The sequence below is a fragment of the Avibacterium avium genome (genome assembly GCF_900454535.1).
GTDB classification, from domain to species: domain Bacteria; phylum Pseudomonadota; class Gammaproteobacteria; order Enterobacterales; family Pasteurellaceae; genus Avibacterium; species Avibacterium avium.
Genome location: NZ_UGSP01000001.1, coordinates 595804 through 612500 on the forward strand (window position 1 = coordinate 595804; position 16697 = coordinate 612500).

The following is a 16697-nucleotide window of genomic DNA, read 5'->3' on the forward strand; positions in this document are numbered from 1 at the left end:
CCTTTGTTATACTCTCCCTATTGTTTCATTGTTTAGGTCGCTGTTGTGTTACTTCATTCTTCTTTGTTGCAATCGGTATTAACGCTTGCCGAACAGGCGGGGGGGCATCTCAATCATTTTTATGGCAAAAATCTTCAGTCGGAACTCAAGGCGGACAATACGCCCGTAACGGAAGCGGATTTGTTTGTGAGCCAATTTTTGATCGAAAAACTCACCGCACTTACCCCTCGGCTTCCCGTGTTGTCAGAAGAAAGTTGCAAGATGCCTTTTGCTGAACGTCAACAATGGCAGACTTATTGGCTGGTCGATCCGTTGGACGGCACTCAGCAATTTATTAATCGCACGGGCAATTTTTCGGTGTTGATTGCCTTGGTGCATCACAACCGCCCTGTGCTTGGGGTGATTCATTCCCCGCAATCGCAAAGCACTTATTACGCGACGCAAGGTGGCGGAGCGTATAAAAAAACCTCGCACAAAACCACCGCACTTTTACCGCAAACCCTTGATTTTACACAGCCGATCCGCATTGCCGTCGGTTCACACTCGGCGGCAAAGAAAGTGCGGTCTGTTTTGAACCCTGTTTTTTCTTATGATTTCCATATCATCGGCTCAAGTGGGATTAAAAGTGCGTTGGTGGCGGAGGGTTCGGCGGATTGTTATGTGCGATTGGGGGAAACCGGCGAATGGGACACGGCAGCGGCAGAAATTATTTTAGCGGAAATGGGCGGTGGTATTTTTGATCGCCATTTCCAGCCACTCACTTATAATCAACGTGAAACCTTGGTGAACCCTGATTTTGTGATGGTGGCAGACGCGCAGTTAAACTGGCACAACATCTTTCAATTTAATTAATGAGAACTATTGGTAATTTGCTAAGTTTGAGCATATTATTAACACTCTTTTAAAAATGGATAGCAATCATATGACAAACCTCAACGCAGAAAAAAACTGTATCGTGATTTTTGGGGCTTCGGGTGATTTAACCCACCGTAAATTAATCCCCGCACTGTACAATTTATATAAACTCGGGCGTTTAGCAGAGAATTTTTCCGTGCTAGGCGTAGCAAGAACAGAAATGACTGATGAGCAATTCCGCGAAAAAATGTGTCAAGCATTAATCAAAACGGAAAAAGCGGAAGGCGAAATGCTTGAGCATTTTTGTAGCCATCTGTATTACCAAACCATTAACACTTCTGATGCGAAAGATTACGGCAAACTAGTGCCTCGTTTAGCAGAATTACACGAAAAATATCACACCGAAGGCAACACGCTTTATTATATGTCCACACCGCCAAGCCTTTATGGCGTGATTCCAGAATGCCTTGCCGCACACGGTTTAAATACCGAAGAACATGGCTGGAAACGTCTAATCGTGGAAAAACCTTTTGGTTACGACATTAAAACAGCAAAAACCTTAGATATTCAAATTCACCGTTTCTTTGAAGAGCATCAAATTTACCGTATTGACCATTATCTTGGTAAAGAAACTGTGCAAAACCTGTTGGTGTTGCGTTTTTCTAACGGCTTATTTGAACCTTTATGGAACCGCAACTTCATTGATTATATTGAGATCACTGGGGCTGAAAAACTTGGTGTAGAAGAGCGTGGTGGCTATTATGACGGTTCTGGCGCAATGCGTGATATGTTCCAAAACCACTTATTGCAAGTGTTGGCGATGATCGCGATGGAACCGCCTGCGATTATTAACGCCGATTCAATGCGTGATGAAGTGGCGAAAGTGCTACATTGCTTGCACCCATTGAGTGAAGAAGATGTGAAAAACAATCTCGTACTTGGGCAATACACACGCGGTTTCATTGATGGCAAAGAAGTGAAAGGCTATCTTGAAGAAAAAGGCGTGCCACCAGATTCCAATACGGAAACCTATATGGCGTTGCGTTGCGAAATTGACAACTGGCGTTGGGCGGGCGTGCCATTTTATGTGCGTACAGGAAAACGCTTACCTGCGCGCGTAACAGAAGTGGTGATTCATTTTAAAACCACACCACACCCAGTATTTAGCCAAAATGCGCCAGAAAACAAATTGATCATTCGCATTCAACCTGATGAAGGCATTTCAATGCGTTTCGGCTTGAAAAAACCGGGGGCAGGCTTTGAAGCCAAAGAAGTGTCAATGGATTTCCGCTATGCAGATCTGGCTCAACCAAGTTTATTAAGCGCTTACGACCGTTTATTGCTTGATGCAATGAAAGGTGATGCCACCCTATTTGCGCGTACCGATGCGGTACACGCCTGCTGGAAATTTGTACAGCCGATTTTGGATTACAAAGCTGCGCGTGGCCGTATTTACGATTACGAAGCTGGTACTTGGGGGCCAACAGAAGCGGATAAACTGATTGCTCGCACAGGGCGTGTTTGGCGTAAACCCAGCGGTTTAATGAAGAAAAAAGTCTAACCCAATTCCCCCGCTCTTACGGGAGCGAGGGGATCTTCGGAGAACAGAATGAACAACGTTATTTTTGAAAATGCACAAAGTGCGGTGGAAAAAATCGCAGAAGAACTCAAGCAATACAGCCTTGAAGGTCGCCCTGTGCATATTTCGCTTTCAGGTGGCAGCACGCCAAAACTTTTGTTTAAAACCTTGGCAGCTGCGCCGTACAACAAGGCTATCCAATGGAAAAACTTGCATTTCTGGTGGGGCGATGATCGTATGGTTGCCCCTTCTGATCCTGAAAGCAATTACGGCGAAGTGCAAAAATTATTGTTTGATCATATTGAAATTCCAGCAGAAAACATTCACCGCATTCGTGGTGAAGCCCCTGTGGAGCAGGAGCTCGTGCGCTTCCAAAATGAACTGGCTGAAGTTGTGCCAAACGGCGAGTTTGATTGGATTATTTTAGGAATGGGCGCAGACGGGCATACCGCCTCATTATTCCCGCATCAAACCAATTTTGATGACGAAAATTTAGCGGTGATCGCCAAACACCCAGAAACAGGGCAAGTGCGAATTTCCAAAACCGCCAAATTACTTGAGCAAGCTAAACGCATTACCTATTTGGTAACTGGTGCAGCAAAAGCAGAAATCTTAAAAGAAATCCAAAGTACGCCCGCAGAAAATCTGCCTTACCCCGCGGCAAAAATCAAAGCAAAAAATGGCGTAACGGAATGGTATTTGGATAAAGACGCAGCGAAGTTGTTGTAATAAAATGAAAGTGCGGTGATTTTTTTAGGAAATTTTTATTGGGAAAATAAATGGAGCAACTGGATCTTTCAGCGTTAGAAAAAGCGTTTCACTCACTTGAAATGACCTTAGCCAAACTGGCGGATAAGCAATGGTTTGCCGCACAAGAAAACATTGTGCAAGACACTCTTATCGCTGGTTGCATTCAAAAATTTGAATTTGTTTATGAACTAAGTATTAAGATGATGAAACGCCAATTAAAGCTGATTGCCGAAGCTCCCGATGAAATTGACAGTGCAGATTTCCGCGATATTTTACGTTTGAGTGCCAAAGCAGGCTTGATTGAGCAAGTGGAGGATTGGCTGCTCTATCGTAAAATGCGAAACATCACCTCGCACACTTACGATCAAAATAAGGCTCAGCAAGTTTATGGACAAATGATCGGTTTTTTAGCTTCTGCCAAAAACTTGCTCAACCAATTACAACAGCGTAATAACGATGATTGATATTCAACCCCAACATCTTGAAATTGTGGAAAAAATCCTCCGCACTTATTTGAGTGAATATGAAGTGCGTGCTTTTGGATCAAGAGTAAAGGGCACGGCTCGCCCTTTTTCAGATCTTGATTTGGTGGTGATGACAGCACAGCCCCTTTCTTTAAGAACGCTATGCGAAGTAGAAAATGCGTTTTCAGAAAGTGATTTACCTTGGCAAGTGGATATTGTGGATTGGGCAGCAACATCAGTAGAATTTCAGCAAATTATTTTGCAGAAATCTGTTGTGATTCAACAACAGATTTCATCAACCTAGCCTAAAAAGGCAAGCAACAGATTATAACGAAACAGGAGAAAGTAAAGTTATGAGTCAAAAAGGCGATATCGGCGTTATCGGTTTAGCGGTAATGGGACAAAACTTAATTTTAAATATGAACGACCACGGCTTTAAAGTGGTGGCGTATAACCGTACCACCTCAAAAGTGGACGAGTTCTTAGAAGGACCAGCGAAAGGCACAAATATTATCGGTGCTTATTCCTTAGAAGATCTGGCGAACAAGCTGGAAAAACCTCGCAAAGTGATGCTAATGGTGCGTGCGGGTGAAGTGGTTGATCAATTCATCAACGCATTACTGCCTTATTTAGAAGAAGGCGACATCATTATTGATGGCGGCAACTCAAACTATCCAGACACCAACCGCCGTGTGAAAGAATTAGCAGAAAAAGGTATCCGCTTTGTGGGTGCTGGCGTATCTGGCGGTGAAGAAGGCGCGCGCCACGGGCCTTCTATTATGCCAGGCGGTAACGCAGAAGCTTGGCCTTATGTAAAACCTATCCTACAAGCGATCTCTGCCAAAACAGACAAAGGTGAACCTTGCTGTGATTGGGTAGGCCAAGAAGGTGCAGGGCATTTCGTGAAAATGGTGCATAACGGCATTGAATACGGCGATATGCAACTTATCTGTGAAGCCTATCAATTCTTAAAAGACGGTTTAGGCTTAAGCTATGATGAAATGCAAAAAATCTTCGCTGAATGGAAAAAAACCGAGCTGGATAGCTATTTAATTGACATTACCACCGATATTCTTGGTTATAAAGATGCCGATGGCGAACCATTGGTAGAAAAAATCTTAGATACTGCAGGACAAAAAGGCACAGGTAAATGGACGGGGATCAACGCTCTTGATTTCGGTATTCCATTAACCTTAATCACCGAATCTGTGTTTGCACGTTGTGTGTCTTCATTTAAAGATCAACGTGTTGCCGCAGCAAAATTATTCCACAAAACTATTCAACCTGTAGAAGGGGATAAACAAGTTTGGATCGAAGCGGTACGCAAAGCCCTGCTCGCGTCAAAAATTATCTCTTACGCACAAGGCTTTATGCTCATTCGCGAAGCCTCAGAAAACTTTGGCTGGAATATTAACTACGGCGCAACGGCCTTATTATGGCGTGAAGGTTGTATCATTCGTAGCCGCTTCTTAGGCAATATCCGTGATGCTTATGAAGCTAACCCAGATCTGATTTTCTTAGGCTCAGATCCATACTTCAAAAACATCTTAGAAAATGCCTTAGGAGACTGGCGTAAAGTAGTTGCAAAATCTATTGAAGTGGGAATTCCAATGCCTTGTATGGCGTCTGCAATCACGTTCTTAGATGGCTACACTTCTGCTGACTTACCAGCCAACTTGCTACAAGCACAGCGTGATTACTTCGGCGCGCACACTTATGAGCGCAAAGACAAACAACGTGGTGAGTTCTTCCATACAAACTGGACAGGACGTGGCGGTAACACTGCATCAACTACTTATGATGTGTAATTAAACTGACAAGCGATGGGGGTTCTCATCGCTTTTTTGCATAAAATAAAGTGCGGTGTAAAATTTCGCACTTTTTCCATTTATAAAAAATAGGAGTCATAAAATGAAAAAAGAAAATCCCGTAGAATGCGTAGGTTGCAACACCTTTGACGTTGGCACTATCATCGACAACAGCAACTGCACCAGCCACGTTGAACGTGTTTATGCCACAGAAGCCGAGGCTGATCTTGCCTTACAAGAGTTCACCCAAAAAGCGCGTGCTGCAGAAACCGAACCTTGCCAAATTCAAGCCTCAATCAGCCCAGTTGACGGTGGATTTTTACTCAGCGCTGATTTCACCTTCAGCTGCCAAGCGGAATCCTTAATTTTTGAATTAGGATTGCGTTAATGAACCCGACCATAAGGGGCTAGATTTAGCCCCTAAATTCACTCTTCGAGCATCAAATGAAATTTACCGTAAAACGCATTTACGACAAAGATTTTTCTCAAAATGATTTTCGTGTTCTGATTGATCGCCTTTGGCCAAGAGGCATTGCTAAACTAGAAGCCCACATCGCCCTTTGGGAAAAAGATATCACCCCATCTTCCGAGCTAAGAACTCGCTATCACCACGCTGAAATCACCTACCCCGAATTTGCCCAACAATACGCCCAAGAACTCCAACAAAACGCGCCATTAGTACAAGATTTCCTACAAAAAATCGCTAATCAAAAGGAAGTCGTATTAGTTACCGCAGTGAAAGATATTGAACACAGCCACGTGCCAATTTTGTTGGAGGTGTTGGAAAGGCAAGGATAATTTTTTTGTGAATAGCTATGCTAAAATAGCACAATTAAAACAGAATAGAAGATCGAAAAATAATGAAAAAACTCCTCGTTCTCCACACAGGTGGAACAATTTCAATGCACGCGGACAGCCAGGGGAAAGTGGCGCCAAATGCCACTAATCCAATGACTAAAGTCGGGTTTGATTTGCATAATGTTGAAGTGGAATCGGTGGATTTTCTCAATCTTCCTAGTCCGCATATTCGCCTTGAGCATATGTTGGCGTTGAGCCAGAAAATTAAAAAAGACGCTGCAAATTATGATGGCGTGGTGATTACGCACGGCACGGATACGCTGGAAGAAACTGCTTATTTTCTGGATACAATGCAGTTGCCGAAAATACCGATTGTGATTACGGGCGCGATGCGTTCCAATAATGAACTTGGTAGTGATGGTATTTATAATTACCTTTCCGCGTTGCGCGTGGCAAGTTTTGAGAAAAGTGCGGATAAAGGCGTGTTAGTGGTGATGAATGATGAAATTCATGCTGCGAAGTATGTTACCAAAACTCACACTACCAACGTTTCCACTTTCCAAACACCAACACACGGGCCTTTGGGCGTGATTATGAAAAAAGACATTCTGTTTTTCAAAACTGCTGAGCCGCGTGTGCGTTTTGATTTAGAAACGGTGAGCGGAAATGTGCAAATCATCAAAGCCTATGCAGGAATGGACAGTTGGCTGTTTGAGCAATTAGATCTGCAACAGTTAGACGGCTTGATTATTGAAGCACTCGGCGCAGGGAATATTCCACCGCAAGCAGAAAAAGGATTACAACGGCTGCTTGCGCATAACATTCCTGTTGCCTTGGTTTCTCGTTGTTTTAACGGCATCGCAGAGCCTGTTTATGGTTATGACGGCGGTGGTGCAAGTTTGCAAGAGCAAGGCGTGATGTTTGTGAAAGAACTTAATGCACAGAAAGCGCGCTTAAAATTGTTGATCGCACTTAATGCGGGGCTGCAAGGTTCAGAGTTAAAAGCCTATATGGAAGGTTAATTTCCTGACTTTTAGTTGGAGATCTTGCTTGAACCTGAAAGGAATCTTTTGTATAATTCGCAACCTTACGAGCAAACCTTGCTCGTATTTTTATGTAATCGCACTGTTAGGTAATTTTACTGTAAGGTGCTTTCAATCACGGGGAGCTGAAAAGCGTTATCACCCATAACGAGGAAATTAAAATGGCAAAGAAAGTTCAAGCCTATATTAAGTTGCAAGTTGCAGCAGGTATGGCTAACCCTTCACCACCAGTTGGTCCTGCATTAGGTCAACAAGGTGTGAACATTATGGAATTCTGTAAAGCATTCAACGCACGTACTGAAAGCTTAGAAAAAGGTTTACCGATTCCAGTAGTGATCACTGTATATGCAGACCGTTCATTCACTTTTGTTACTAAAACTCCACCAGCAGCGGTATTATTGAAAAAAGCAGCTGGTATTAAATCTGGTTCTGGTAAACCGAACAAAGATAAAGTAGGTAAAGTAACTCAAGCACAAATCCGTGAAATCGCAGAAACTAAAGCAGCGGATATGACTGGTGCAACAATCGAAACTAAGATGAAATCTATTGAAGGTACTGCACGTTCAATGGGTTTGGTAGTGGAGGACTAATCAATGGCTAAACTAACCAAACGTATGAAAGCAATCAAAGCGGGTGTTGATTCAACCAAAGCTTATGAAATCAATGATGCGATCGCAGTATTAAAACAATTTACTAGCCCTAAATTCGTAGAAAGCGTTGATGTGGCAGTAAATTTAGGTATTGATGCACGTAAATCTGACCAAAACGTTCGTGGTGCGACTGTATTACCAAACGGTACAGGTCGTAATGTTCGCGTTGCTGTGTTCACTCAAGGTGCTAACGCAGAAGCTGCGAAAGAAGCGGGGGCAGATTTAGTTGGTATGGAAGATTTAGCAGAGCAAATCAAGAAAGGCGAAATGGACTTCGATGTTGTTATCGCTTCTCCTGATGCAATGCGTGTTGTAGGTCAGTTAGGTCAAATCTTAGGGCCACGTGGCTTAATGCCAAACCCGAAAGTGGGTACTGTAACTCCAAACGTTGCTGAAGCAGTGAAAAATGCAAAATCTGGTCAGGTTCGTTACCGTAATGATAAAAACGGTATCATTCACACCACAATTGGTAAAGCAGATTTCACCCCTGAGCAATTAAAAGAAAACTTACAAGCATTACTAGCTGCCTTAACAAAAGCAAAACCAGCTTCTGCGAAAGGTGTATTCATTAAGAAAGTAAGTCTTTCTACCACTCAAGGTGCAGGCGTTGCAGTAGATCAAAGCAGCCTATAATCTTTATAATACAAGATTCCAAAAGTCAGCCTAAGGGTTGGCTTTTTTATTTTTGCAAAAATTCATAAAATTTTTACCGCACTTTTCCTTAAAATATTAGGCAATACCTATCTTAGCCCTATCAAATCAATATAGATTTCCATTTATTCTTTCTATGTCGATCTTGTTATGATGAACCCCGTTTTCTCCCATAACAAAAAGGAAAAGAATATGTCTGATTCAATCAAAAAATGTCCGGTTACTCACTTAACCACCGATTTTGGTGCGCCGGTGGTAGATAACCAAAACAGCTTAACCGCAGGGCCACGTGGGCCACTTTTGGCCCAAGATGTGTGGCTGCAAGAAAAGTTAGCGAACTTTGTGCGTGAAGTGATCCCTGAACGCCGTATGCACGCGAAAGGTTCTGGTGCATTCGGAACATTCACCGTTACTCACGATATTACCAAATATACCCGAGCGAAGATTTTTAGTGAAATCGGTAAGAAAACGGAAATGTTCGCGCGTTTTACCACAGTAGCCGGTGAGCGTGGGGCGGCAGATGCAGAGCGTGATATTCGCGGTTTTGCACTGAAATTTTATACCGAGGAAGGTAACTGGGATATGGTGGGCAACAACACGCCTGTGTTCTTCTTGCGTGATCCGCGTAAGTTCCCTGATCTTAATAAAGCGGTAAAACGTGATCCACGCACCAATATGCGTTCAGCGACCTATAACTGGGATTTCTGGACATTGTTACCAGAAGCACTCCATCAAGTAACCATCGTGATGAGCGATCGCGGTATCCCGGCAAGTTATCGCCATATGCACGGCTATGGATCGCACACTTATAGCTTTATTAATGCAGAAAATGAGCGTTTTTGGGTGAAATTCCACTTCCGCACACAGCAAGGCATTAAAAATCTTACTGATGCTGAAGCTGAAGCGATTATCGGTAAAGATCGCGAAAGCCACCAACGTGATTTATATGAAGCCATTGAACGTGGTGATTTCCCGAAATGGACGATGTTTGTGCAAATTATGCCAGAAAAAGACGCGGAAAAAGTGCCTTATCACCCGTTCGATCTCACCAAAGTATGGCCGAAAAAAGATTATCCATTAATTGAGGTGGGTGAATTTGAACTCAATCGCAATCCAGAAAACTTCTTCTTAGATGTAGAACAATCTGCATTTGCACCAAGTAATTTAGTGCCGGGAATTAGCGTATCACCAGACCGTATGCTACAAGCGCGCTTGTTCAACTATGCGGACGCACAGCGTTATCGTTTAGGCGTGAATTATCAGCAAATCCCTGTAAACCGTGCGCGTTGCCCTGTACACAGTAACCACCGCGATGGTCAAGGGCGAGTGGACGCAAACTATGGTAGCCTGCCGCATTATGAGCCAAATAGCTTCAGCCAATGGCAAGAGCAGCCGCAATACAAAGAACCACCATTGAAAATCACTGGTGATGCGGATTTCTGGGATTATCGCGAAGATGATGCAGATTACTTCAGCCAACCTCGCGCGTTGTTCCAGCTAATGACTGAAGAACAAAAGCAAGTGCTTTTTGAAAACACCGCACGCGCCTTGGGCGATGCCCCTGATTTCATCAAGCAACGTCATATCGACAACTGCACCAAGTGCGATCCAGCCTATGGCGAAGGCATTAAGAAAGCGTTAGGTTGGGCATAGTCCATTAAATAAAAATAATAAAACGCTCAAAAGAGCGTTTTATTATTTACCCATTTTTTTGATTAGACAATAATTTAAGCGGTTATAGCCATAAAAACTAATCAAATTAATTGCTATTTTTTCATAATAAATCGGGTAGAATAGCCAGAGTTCAGTTTTACATTTGATAATTAGGAGAACAAAAATGTCGAATCGAAAAGAGTTAGCGAATGCTATTCGTTTTTTAAGTATGGACGCGGTGCAAAAAGCCAAGTCAGGCCACCCTGGTGCACCAATGGGAATGGCGGACATTGCGGAAGTGTTGTGGCGTGAGTTTTTAGTGCATAATCCAACCAATCCAAAATGGGCAAACCGCGATAGATTCGTGTTATCAAATGGCCATGGTTCAATGTTGATTTACAGCCTTTTACATTTAACAGGCTATGATTTATCCATCGAAGATTTAAAACAATTCCGCCAATTACATTCTAAAACCCCAGGCCACCCTGAATATGGCTATGCACCAGGTGTTGAAACCACCACGGGGCCATTGGGTCAAGGGATCACCAACGCAGTAGGTATGGCGATTGCGGAGAAAACTCTCGCGGCACAATTTAATCGCCCAGGCCACGAGGTTATCGACCACTACACTTACGCTTTTTTAGGTGATGGCTGTTTAATGGAAGGAATTTCCCACGAAGCTTGCTCATTAGCAGGAACGTTGGGCTTAGGCAAATTAATCGCCTTCTATGATGACAACAATATTTCTATTGATGGCGAAGTGGACGGCTGGTTCACCGATAACACCAAAGAGCGTTTTGAAGCCTATAACTGGCAAGTGATCGGGCAAATTGACGGGCATAATCCTGAAGCTATTGCAGAAGCTATTAAACAAGCACAAGCAGAAAAAGAGCGTCCAACCTTGATTATCTGTAAAACTACTATCGGCTATGGCTCGCCAAATAAAGCAGGCTCGCACGATAGTCACGGTGCGCCATTAGGCGATGAAGAAATCGCATTAACCCGCCAAAATCTCGGTTGGAACTATGCACCATTTGAAATTCCAGCGGACATTTATAGCCAATGGGACGCAAAAGAGAAAGGCAAACAAGCAGAAGCGGTGTGGAATGAAAAATGGACAGCATATAGCCAAGCTTATCCAGAATTAAGCGCAGAGCTTGCACGCCGTTTAAGTGGTGAATTACCCGCAAACTGGGCGGCAGAAAGCCAAGCATTTGTTGAAAAATTACAAGCCAACCCAGCGAGCATTGCAAGCCGTAAAGCCTCACAAAATGCCATTGAAGCCTATGCGCCATTATTGCCAGAGTTTTTAGGTGGTTCGGCAGATTTAGCAGGTTCAAACTTAACCTTATGGTCAGGCTCTCGCCCTATTCGTGCCACAGAAAATCAAGATGGAAACTACATTAACTACGGCGTGCGTGAGTTTGGAATGTCAGCCATTATGAACGGGATTGCCTTACACGGCGGTTTCATTCCTTATGGCGCAACCTTCTTAATGTTTATGGAATATGCCCATAATGCCGTGAGAATGGCGGCGTTAATGAAACAACGCGTGCTTTTCGTGTACACCCACGATTCTATTGGCTTAGGGGAAGACGGCCCGACACACCAACCTGTGGAGCAAACAGCGTCATTACGTTTAATTCCAAATTTAGAAACCTGGCGTCCGTGTGACCAAGTGGAATCGGCAGTTGCGTGGAAAACAGCGGTTGAGCGCAAAGATGGCCCGAGTGCGATGATTTTCAGTCGCCAAAATCTTACTCAAATGGACAGAACCCCTGCACAATTAGCTGATGTGGCGCGCGGTGGTTATATCTTGACTGATAGCGAAGGCACGCCAGATTTAATCTTCATTGCGACAGGTTCGGAAGTAGAATTAGTGGTGAAAGCGGCGGAGCAACTTCGTCAAGAAGGTAAAAAAATCCGTGTGGTATCAATGCCTTCTACTAACGTGTTTGACAAACAAGATGAAGCCTATCGCGAAAGCGTATTGCCAAGCAGCGTCACCAAACGTGTTGCAGTTGAAGCGGGCATTAGCGAGTTCTGGTACAAATACGTTGGCTTCGGCCGACGCATTGTGGGAATGAACACCTTTGGTGAATCTGCCCCAGCAGGTGAATTATTCAAACTATTTGGCTTCACCGTGGAAAACGTGGTGGCTAAAGCGAAAGAAATTTTATAATTTTCCACCGCACTTTATGTTGATAAAAACCTTGGGTTTTGGCCCAAGGTTTTTTTTTGTTTGATAATTGTCTAACGTGGAATGCCCCGCAATAACGGCACATCTTGAAAAGGCGCAACGGAAGTTGGCGCTGGGGTAGTGTTAAATAGCATAATAAACGGCTTGATAGGCACCACTTTTTCACCACGCCATAAGCTGCCCATATTAACCAATTGAATGTCTTTCGGCAGAGTGCGTAAACCATTTTGTAACACAGCAACGGTGTTTTTGCGTGGGTGGCCAATAACAATCGCAGTGCCGTGTTTGCGTGCATAGGCAATGGCTTGTTGAAATTGGCGTTGAACATCGGCGAACGCATCGCTATCATCTAAGAAAATATGGCGATCTAGCGCTTTTACGCCTTGTTGCTTTGCGGTTTTACTTGCCACTGAGCGACCAATGGTTCGGCTATCTAAGAAAAACAAATGCTGTTCTTGCAATGCGATCATTAACTTCGTCATTAAATCTTGATCCGCCGTTGCCGCACTGCCCATATGGTTGTTTAAGCCAATGGCGGCAGAAACGGTTTTCTTCGCATTTTGCACTTTTTCTCGCACAGTTTGTTGCGACATTCCAAGGCTTAGCCCGCCAGCTTCAATTTTATGGCTTCCCATAGGCTGCATTGGCAGATGAATAAGAACATCACGATTTTGCTGTTTTGCCTGATCATTACGCTGTTTGGCGTAAGGTGCTGAAGGAATAATTGCCACCGAGATTTCTTTTGGCATTGCATAAATGGCGGCATCTTCTTTCGGACGATAGCCCACATCATCAATCACAATGGCAAGACGCGATTGGCTGAACGCAATTGTGGGGAGTAGGCTCAAGCAAAGTGCGGTGGAAAAAATAAACAAATTTTTGACCGCACTTGGTTTCTTTATGAATTGTTTTTTCACGCGTTGTTGTTGATTAGAGTTTTTCATTATCGCAACCAACCTGTTGGATTGACCGCGACGCCTTTGCGGCGAATTTCAAAATACAAGCCTGAGCGTGATTGTCCGCCAGATGATCCCACTTCGGCAATTTTCTGCCCTGCTTTCACCAGTTGTCCTTCTCTGACTGACACGGCGCGGTTATAGCCGTATAAGCTCAGATCATTTTCACCGTGTTTGATGATCACCATTAGCCCATAACCTTGCAGCCAGCTTGCCAAAATCACACGTCCATCGGCAATCGCGCGTACAGACGCTCCTGCATTGGCACCAATCACGATCCCTTTCCATTTAAGCTCGCCCATTTGCGTTGAACCAAAACGGTTAAGAATTTTTCCTGACACGGGATATTGATATTGTCTTTGTGGTTTGCCCAGCCCTGAACTGCTTGCCATAAGCTGTTTTTCTTGCGCCGTTGGTGTGTAAGGTTTTTGGCTTTTTTGTTCCTCTTGGCGTTTTTTCTGTGCTAAGGCTTCACGTTCACGTTTTTCTTGTTCCCGAGCCTGCTGTTCCGCGCGCTGGATTTGTTGGCGTAAGGCATTTTCGTTCGCTTTCAAGCTGTCTAATTTATTCTGATCTTTGGCTAAACTTTTATTCAGCTGATTGAGCGTGGATTGGCGTTCGCGCTGTACTTTTTGCAAACTTTGCTGTTGCTTTTTTTGCTCATTGAGCTGATTTTGTTGCTCTTTTTGCTGATCTTGAATATTGGCTTTTTCTTTCTTGAGCTGTGCTTGCGTTTGTTTCAGATCTTCAATTAATGCAAGGCGAGCTTGGTTCATATGATCATAATAAGCCTTCATTCGCTCCGCTTTTTTGGCATCTTCGGAAAACAGTTTCTCCAACATTGAAGGATTAATCCCCGAGCGGTACATTGCATCGATCTGTTTAGCCAGTTTTTCTTTCTGATTTTTTTCTTGTCTTTCTAAGTGTTTGATTTGTTTATCTGTATCAGCCATCATTTTGCGAATTGCTTTTAGGTCAGATTCTGTTTTGCGCAGTTGGCCGACCACGCCGTTAATTTGCAATTCTTGATTTTTTAGGGTGGATTGCAATTTATTTTGTTCACGCTTTTGTTCAGCAATTTTCTGTTCTTGCTGTTTGATCTGTTTTTGGATCGCAGACAGATCCGCGCCTTGCACGGCGAAAGGCAGTGTGCAGGCAAAAAAGAAAAGTGCGGTGATTTTTTTCAACGTTTTTTCTCTCATTAATAAAATTAGAAACTAAAACTGGCGGCTAAAAATGTGCATAACTATACCATTATTTGCGCAAGGCGCTAAATGTTCGGCGGAAAATTTTTGCACAAATCTGAAAATCCTCGCTTAGGGAAAAATTATAACCTAGCAAATCCTTGCGAAAGATCAGGAAAGTAACGCTTTTTCCTTTTAAAAGATTGAAATTTTTGCTATAAAATGCCCAGTATTTTTTCATTAACATTAGGAGATTTTCTATGGAATTAGTGTTTATCCGTCACGGTTTTAGTGAGTGGAATGCGAAAAATTTATTTACTGGTTGGCGCGATGTGAATTTAACCGAGCGTGGCGTAGAAGAAGCCAAAGCAGCGGGTAAAAAATTATTAGATGCGGGCTATGAGTTTGATATTGCCTTTACTTCTGTATTAACTCGTGCAATTAAAACCTGTAACATCGTGTTAGAAGAATCGAACCAACTTTGGATTCCACAAGTGAAAAGCTGGCGTTTAAATGAGCGTCATTACGGTGAATTACAAGGCTTAGACAAAAAAGCTACAGCAGAAAAATATGGTGATGAGCAAGTGCATATTTGGCGCCGTTCTTACGACACCTTACCACCATTATTAGATCCAAATGATCCAAATTCAGCGCACAACGATCGCCGCTATGCCAACTTACCACCAGATGTGATTCCAGATGGCGAAAACTTAAAAGTTACCTTAGAGCGTGTATTACCATTCTGGGAAGATCAAATTGCCCCAGCATTATTATCTGGTAAACGTGTATTAGTAACTGCGCACGGTAACTCATTACGTGCGTTGGCAAAACACATTATCGGCATTTCTGATGAAGATATTATGGATTTTGAAATCCCAACAGGTCAGCCGTTAGTGTTAAAACTTGACGACAAATTAAACTTTGTAGATAAATTCTATCTATAATTGTTCTGATAAAACAAAGGTGCGTTTAACGCACCTTTTTATTTTGCTTTTTACTGCCCCTTTTGCACCCAATATTTAAACGGTGTGCTTTCTGTTTCGCTTTTAAGTAAGCGATGATCCATAAATTGACAAAAGCTCGGAATATCTCTTGTGGTGGCAGGATCATCGGCAAGAATGAGTAACACTTCGCCCTCTTGCATATGGCGAATTTGTTTGCGCACTAGCATTACGGGTTCAGGGCAACGCAGCCCTTGGGTGTCTAACTGTTGGTGAATGTGAATTTCGTTCATTGTTTATTTTTCGTTGAAGTGATTTTGTGCGTATAATACCGTTCAATTAAATATCGGTCAAAGTTAGTCTGGGTTATGGAATATTTAATCCCGCAAAGTGCGGTGGTTTTTGAAGAAGAAATTAAGAAAAGCCGTTTTATCACTTATCTAAAACATACAGAAGGTTTAGAACAAGCGAAAGCCTTTTGGCAGGAAATTCGTACCCAGCACCCGAATGCGCGCCATCATTGTTGGGCAGCGGTGGCGGGCAAGCCTTCGGATTCTCAATCCTTAGGCTTTTCTGATGACGGCGAACCCGCAGGTACAGCTGGCAAACCAATGCTGAATGCTTTGTTGGGTAGCCAGATTGGCGAAATCAGTGCTGTTGTGGTGCGCTATTATGGCGGAATTTTGCTCGGTACGGGCGGTTTAGTGCGCGCTTATGGCAACGGCGTGCAACAGGCGTTAAAATTGCTCGAAACCACAATGAAAGTGGAGCGAGAAAATTTTCGTTTAACTTGTGATTATGACCAAATTAACTGGCTAAAACATTTGTGCGAACAGCAAGATATATTGATTGAATCGCAAGATTTTGAAGAAAAAGTGCATTTTGTGTTGGCAATTCGTCCTGATAAACGCACTGTGTTTGAACGAGAATTAACCGAGCGTTCAGCAGGGCAGTTGGCTATCATCGCAATAAAATAAGAGAGAACATTGTGCATATATTATCTATTTTTCGAATTATCGGCATTTTGGTGATGTGCTTTTCAGCCACAATGCTCGTGCCAGCTTTTGTCGCATTGATTTATGGCGATGGTGGCGGAAAAGCCTTTATGCAAGCCTTTATTGCCAGCTTTTCTTTTGGTACGTTATTGTGGTGGAGCTGTCATCAA

The 16697-nt window shown here is 43.2% G+C and carries 19 protein-coding genes (1 of these 19 running past the window's edge); 16 read left to right on the forward strand and 3 right to left on the reverse strand.

What is annotated here, in order from left to right; all coding sequences use genetic code 11:
• The first annotated feature begins 45 nt into the window (after window positions 1-45).
• From cysQ to tkt, 13 genes are all read left to right on the forward strand, one after another.
• Window positions 46-852 carry a 3'(2'),5'-bisphosphate nucleotidase CysQ gene (gene cysQ / locus DYC50_RS02905; protein WP_115248927.1) on the forward strand — a complete coding sequence of 269 codons (807 nt, stop codon included), beginning with the start codon at window positions 46-48 and terminating at the stop codon, window positions 850-852.
• A 70-nt stretch (window positions 853-922) separates the two neighbouring features.
• Window positions 923-2416 carry a glucose-6-phosphate dehydrogenase gene (gene zwf / locus DYC50_RS02910; protein ID WP_115248928.1) on the forward strand — a complete coding sequence of 498 codons (1494 nt, stop codon included), beginning with the start codon at window positions 923-925 and terminating at the stop codon, window positions 2414-2416.
• Between the two features lie 48 nt (window positions 2417-2464).
• Entirely contained in the window at window positions 2465-3163 is a 699-nt protein-coding gene (pgl, locus tag DYC50_RS02915) for a 6-phosphogluconolactonase (RefSeq protein WP_115248929.1), read from the forward strand.
• A 50-nt stretch (window positions 3164-3213) separates the two neighbouring features.
• Window positions 3214-3648: a nucleotidyltransferase substrate binding protein gene (locus DYC50_RS02920; protein ID WP_115248930.1), complete on the forward strand. Its 435-nt coding sequence runs from the start codon at window positions 3214-3216 to the stop codon at window positions 3646-3648.
• Complete coding sequence (locus DYC50_RS02925; protein WP_115248931.1) at window positions 3641-3952, forward strand: nucleotidyltransferase family protein; 312 nt, start codon at window positions 3641-3643, stop codon at window positions 3950-3952. The genes DYC50_RS02920 and DYC50_RS02925 overlap by 8 nt, the downstream gene beginning before the upstream one ends.
• Before the next feature lie 49 nt (window positions 3953-4001).
• The gene (gene gnd, locus DYC50_RS02930) at window positions 4002-5456 is read left to right on the forward strand and encodes a decarboxylating NADP(+)-dependent phosphogluconate dehydrogenase (protein ID WP_115248932.1); all 1455 of its coding nucleotides are present in this window, start codon (window positions 4002-4004) and stop codon (window positions 5454-5456) included.
• Window positions 5457-5559: 103 nt separating this feature from the next.
• Window positions 5560-5844 (forward strand): YfcZ/YiiS family protein, encoded by a 285-nt coding sequence (locus DYC50_RS02935; protein ID WP_115248933.1) that lies wholly within the window; start codon window positions 5560-5562, stop codon window positions 5842-5844.
• A 56-nt stretch (window positions 5845-5900) separates the two neighbouring features.
• Window positions 5901-6254: a DUF488 domain-containing protein gene (locus DYC50_RS02940; protein WP_115248934.1), complete on the forward strand. Its 354-nt coding sequence runs from the start codon at window positions 5901-5903 to the stop codon at window positions 6252-6254.
• 62 nt (window positions 6255-6316) lie between these two features.
• Window positions 6317-7276 (forward strand): asparaginase, encoded by a 960-nt coding sequence (locus tag DYC50_RS02945; RefSeq protein WP_115248935.1) that lies wholly within the window; start codon window positions 6317-6319, stop codon window positions 7274-7276.
• Between the two features lie 182 nt (window positions 7277-7458).
• The gene (gene rplK, locus DYC50_RS02950; RefSeq protein ID WP_103854413.1) at window positions 7459-7887 is read left to right on the forward strand and encodes a 50S ribosomal protein L11; all 429 of its coding nucleotides are present in this window, start codon (window positions 7459-7461) and stop codon (window positions 7885-7887) included.
• A 3-nt stretch (window positions 7888-7890) separates the two neighbouring features.
• The gene (rplA, locus tag DYC50_RS02955; RefSeq protein WP_103854986.1) at window positions 7891-8580 is read left to right on the forward strand and encodes a 50S ribosomal protein L1; all 690 of its coding nucleotides are present in this window, start codon (window positions 7891-7893) and stop codon (window positions 8578-8580) included.
• Between the two features lie 210 nt (window positions 8581-8790).
• A complete protein-coding gene (locus DYC50_RS02960) occupies window positions 8791-10251 on the forward strand; it encodes a catalase (RefSeq protein WP_115248936.1) in 1461 nt (486 codons plus the stop codon).
• A 169-nt stretch (window positions 10252-10420) separates the two neighbouring features.
• A complete protein-coding gene (tkt, locus tag DYC50_RS02965) occupies window positions 10421-12433 on the forward strand; it encodes a transketolase (protein ID WP_281268541.1) in 2013 nt (670 codons plus the stop codon).
• A 71-nt stretch (window positions 12434-12504) separates the two neighbouring features.
• Here tkt and DYC50_RS02970 read toward each other — a convergent pair whose 3' ends face one another.
• Both DYC50_RS02970 and envC read right to left on the reverse strand, forming a co-directional pair.
• The gene (locus tag DYC50_RS02970; RefSeq protein WP_115248938.1) at window positions 12505-13395 is read right to left on the reverse strand and encodes a divergent polysaccharide deacetylase family protein; all 891 of its coding nucleotides are present in this window, start codon (window positions 13393-13395) and stop codon (window positions 12505-12507) included.
• A complete protein-coding gene (gene envC, locus DYC50_RS02975; protein ID WP_115248939.1) occupies window positions 13395-14609 on the reverse strand; it encodes a murein hydrolase activator EnvC in 1215 nt (404 codons plus the stop codon). The genes DYC50_RS02970 and envC overlap by 1 nt, the downstream gene beginning before the upstream one ends.
• A 242-nt stretch (window positions 14610-14851) precedes the next feature.
• Here envC and DYC50_RS02980 point away from each other — a divergent pair, with 242 nt between their 5' ends.
• The gene (locus DYC50_RS02980; RefSeq protein ID WP_115248940.1) at window positions 14852-15535 is read left to right on the forward strand and encodes a 2,3-diphosphoglycerate-dependent phosphoglycerate mutase; all 684 of its coding nucleotides are present in this window, start codon (window positions 14852-14854) and stop codon (window positions 15533-15535) included.
• 50 nt (window positions 15536-15585) lie between these two features.
• Here the strand turns inward: DYC50_RS02980 and tusA are convergent, their stop codons facing one another.
• Window positions 15586-15825 (reverse strand): sulfurtransferase TusA, encoded by a 240-nt coding sequence (tusA, locus tag DYC50_RS02985; RefSeq protein WP_103854448.1) that lies wholly within the window; start codon window positions 15823-15825, stop codon window positions 15586-15588.
• Window positions 15826-15900: 75 nt separating this feature from the next.
• Between tusA and DYC50_RS02990 the strand changes: the two genes are divergently transcribed.
• Complete coding sequence (locus DYC50_RS02990) at window positions 15901-16509, forward strand: YigZ family protein (protein ID WP_115248941.1); 609 nt, start codon at window positions 15901-15903, stop codon at window positions 16507-16509.
• An 11-nt stretch (window positions 16510-16520) separates the two neighbouring features.
• On the forward strand, window positions 16521-16697 hold the 5' end (the start) of the coding sequence (locus DYC50_RS02995) for a TrkH family potassium uptake protein (protein WP_172459062.1). The gene runs 1287 nt beyond the window's last position; 177 of the gene's 1464 nt are visible here — the first part of the coding sequence; it begins with the start codon at window positions 16521-16523; the stop codon falls past the right edge of the window.

What these genes read in the sequence shown, in the direction of transcription:
- DYC50_RS02920 (WP_115248930.1), top strand. Translation starts at nt 3,214, where the DNA reads ATGGAGCAACTGGATCTTTCAGCGTTAGAAAAAGCGTTTCACTCACTT.
- rplK (WP_103854413.1), top strand. Translation starts at nt 7,459, where the DNA reads ATGGCAAAGAAAGTTCAAGCCTATATTAAGTTGCAAGTTGCAGCAGGT.
- zwf (WP_115248928.1), top strand. Translation starts at nt 923, where the DNA reads ATGACAAACCTCAACGCAGAAAAAAACTGTATCGTGATTTTTGGGGCT.
- DYC50_RS02945 (WP_115248935.1), top strand. Translation starts at nt 6,317, where the DNA reads ATGAAAAAACTCCTCGTTCTCCACACAGGTGGAACAATTTCAATGCAC.
- DYC50_RS02980 (WP_115248940.1), top strand. Translation starts at nt 14,852, where the DNA reads ATGGAATTAGTGTTTATCCGTCACGGTTTTAGTGAGTGGAATGCGAAA.
- DYC50_RS02940 (WP_115248934.1), top strand. Translation starts at nt 5,901, where the DNA reads ATGAAATTTACCGTAAAACGCATTTACGACAAAGATTTTTCTCAAAAT.
- DYC50_RS02935 (WP_115248933.1), top strand. Translation starts at nt 5,560, where the DNA reads ATGAAAAAAGAAAATCCCGTAGAATGCGTAGGTTGCAACACCTTTGAC.
- DYC50_RS02960 (WP_115248936.1), top strand. Translation starts at nt 8,791, where the DNA reads ATGTCTGATTCAATCAAAAAATGTCCGGTTACTCACTTAACCACCGAT.
- DYC50_RS02925 (WP_115248931.1), top strand. Translation starts at nt 3,641, where the DNA reads ATGATTGATATTCAACCCCAACATCTTGAAATTGTGGAAAAAATCCTC.
- envC (WP_115248939.1), bottom strand. Translation starts at nt 14,609, where the DNA reads ATGAGAGAAAAAACGTTGAAAAAAATCACCGCACTTTTCTTTTTTGCC.
- DYC50_RS02970 (WP_115248938.1), bottom strand. Translation starts at nt 13,395, where the DNA reads ATGAAAAACTCTAATCAACAACAACGCGTGAAAAAACAATTCATAAAG.
- gnd (WP_115248932.1), top strand. Translation starts at nt 4,002, where the DNA reads ATGAGTCAAAAAGGCGATATCGGCGTTATCGGTTTAGCGGTAATGGGA.
- rplA (WP_103854986.1), top strand. Translation starts at nt 7,891, where the DNA reads ATGGCTAAACTAACCAAACGTATGAAAGCAATCAAAGCGGGTGTTGAT.
- DYC50_RS02990 (WP_115248941.1), top strand. Translation starts at nt 15,901, where the DNA reads ATGGAATATTTAATCCCGCAAAGTGCGGTGGTTTTTGAAGAAGAAATT.
- tusA (WP_103854448.1), bottom strand. Translation starts at nt 15,825, where the DNA reads ATGAACGAAATTCACATTCACCAACAGTTAGACACCCAAGGGCTGCGT.
- pgl (WP_115248929.1), top strand. Translation starts at nt 2,465, where the DNA reads ATGAACAACGTTATTTTTGAAAATGCACAAAGTGCGGTGGAAAAAATC.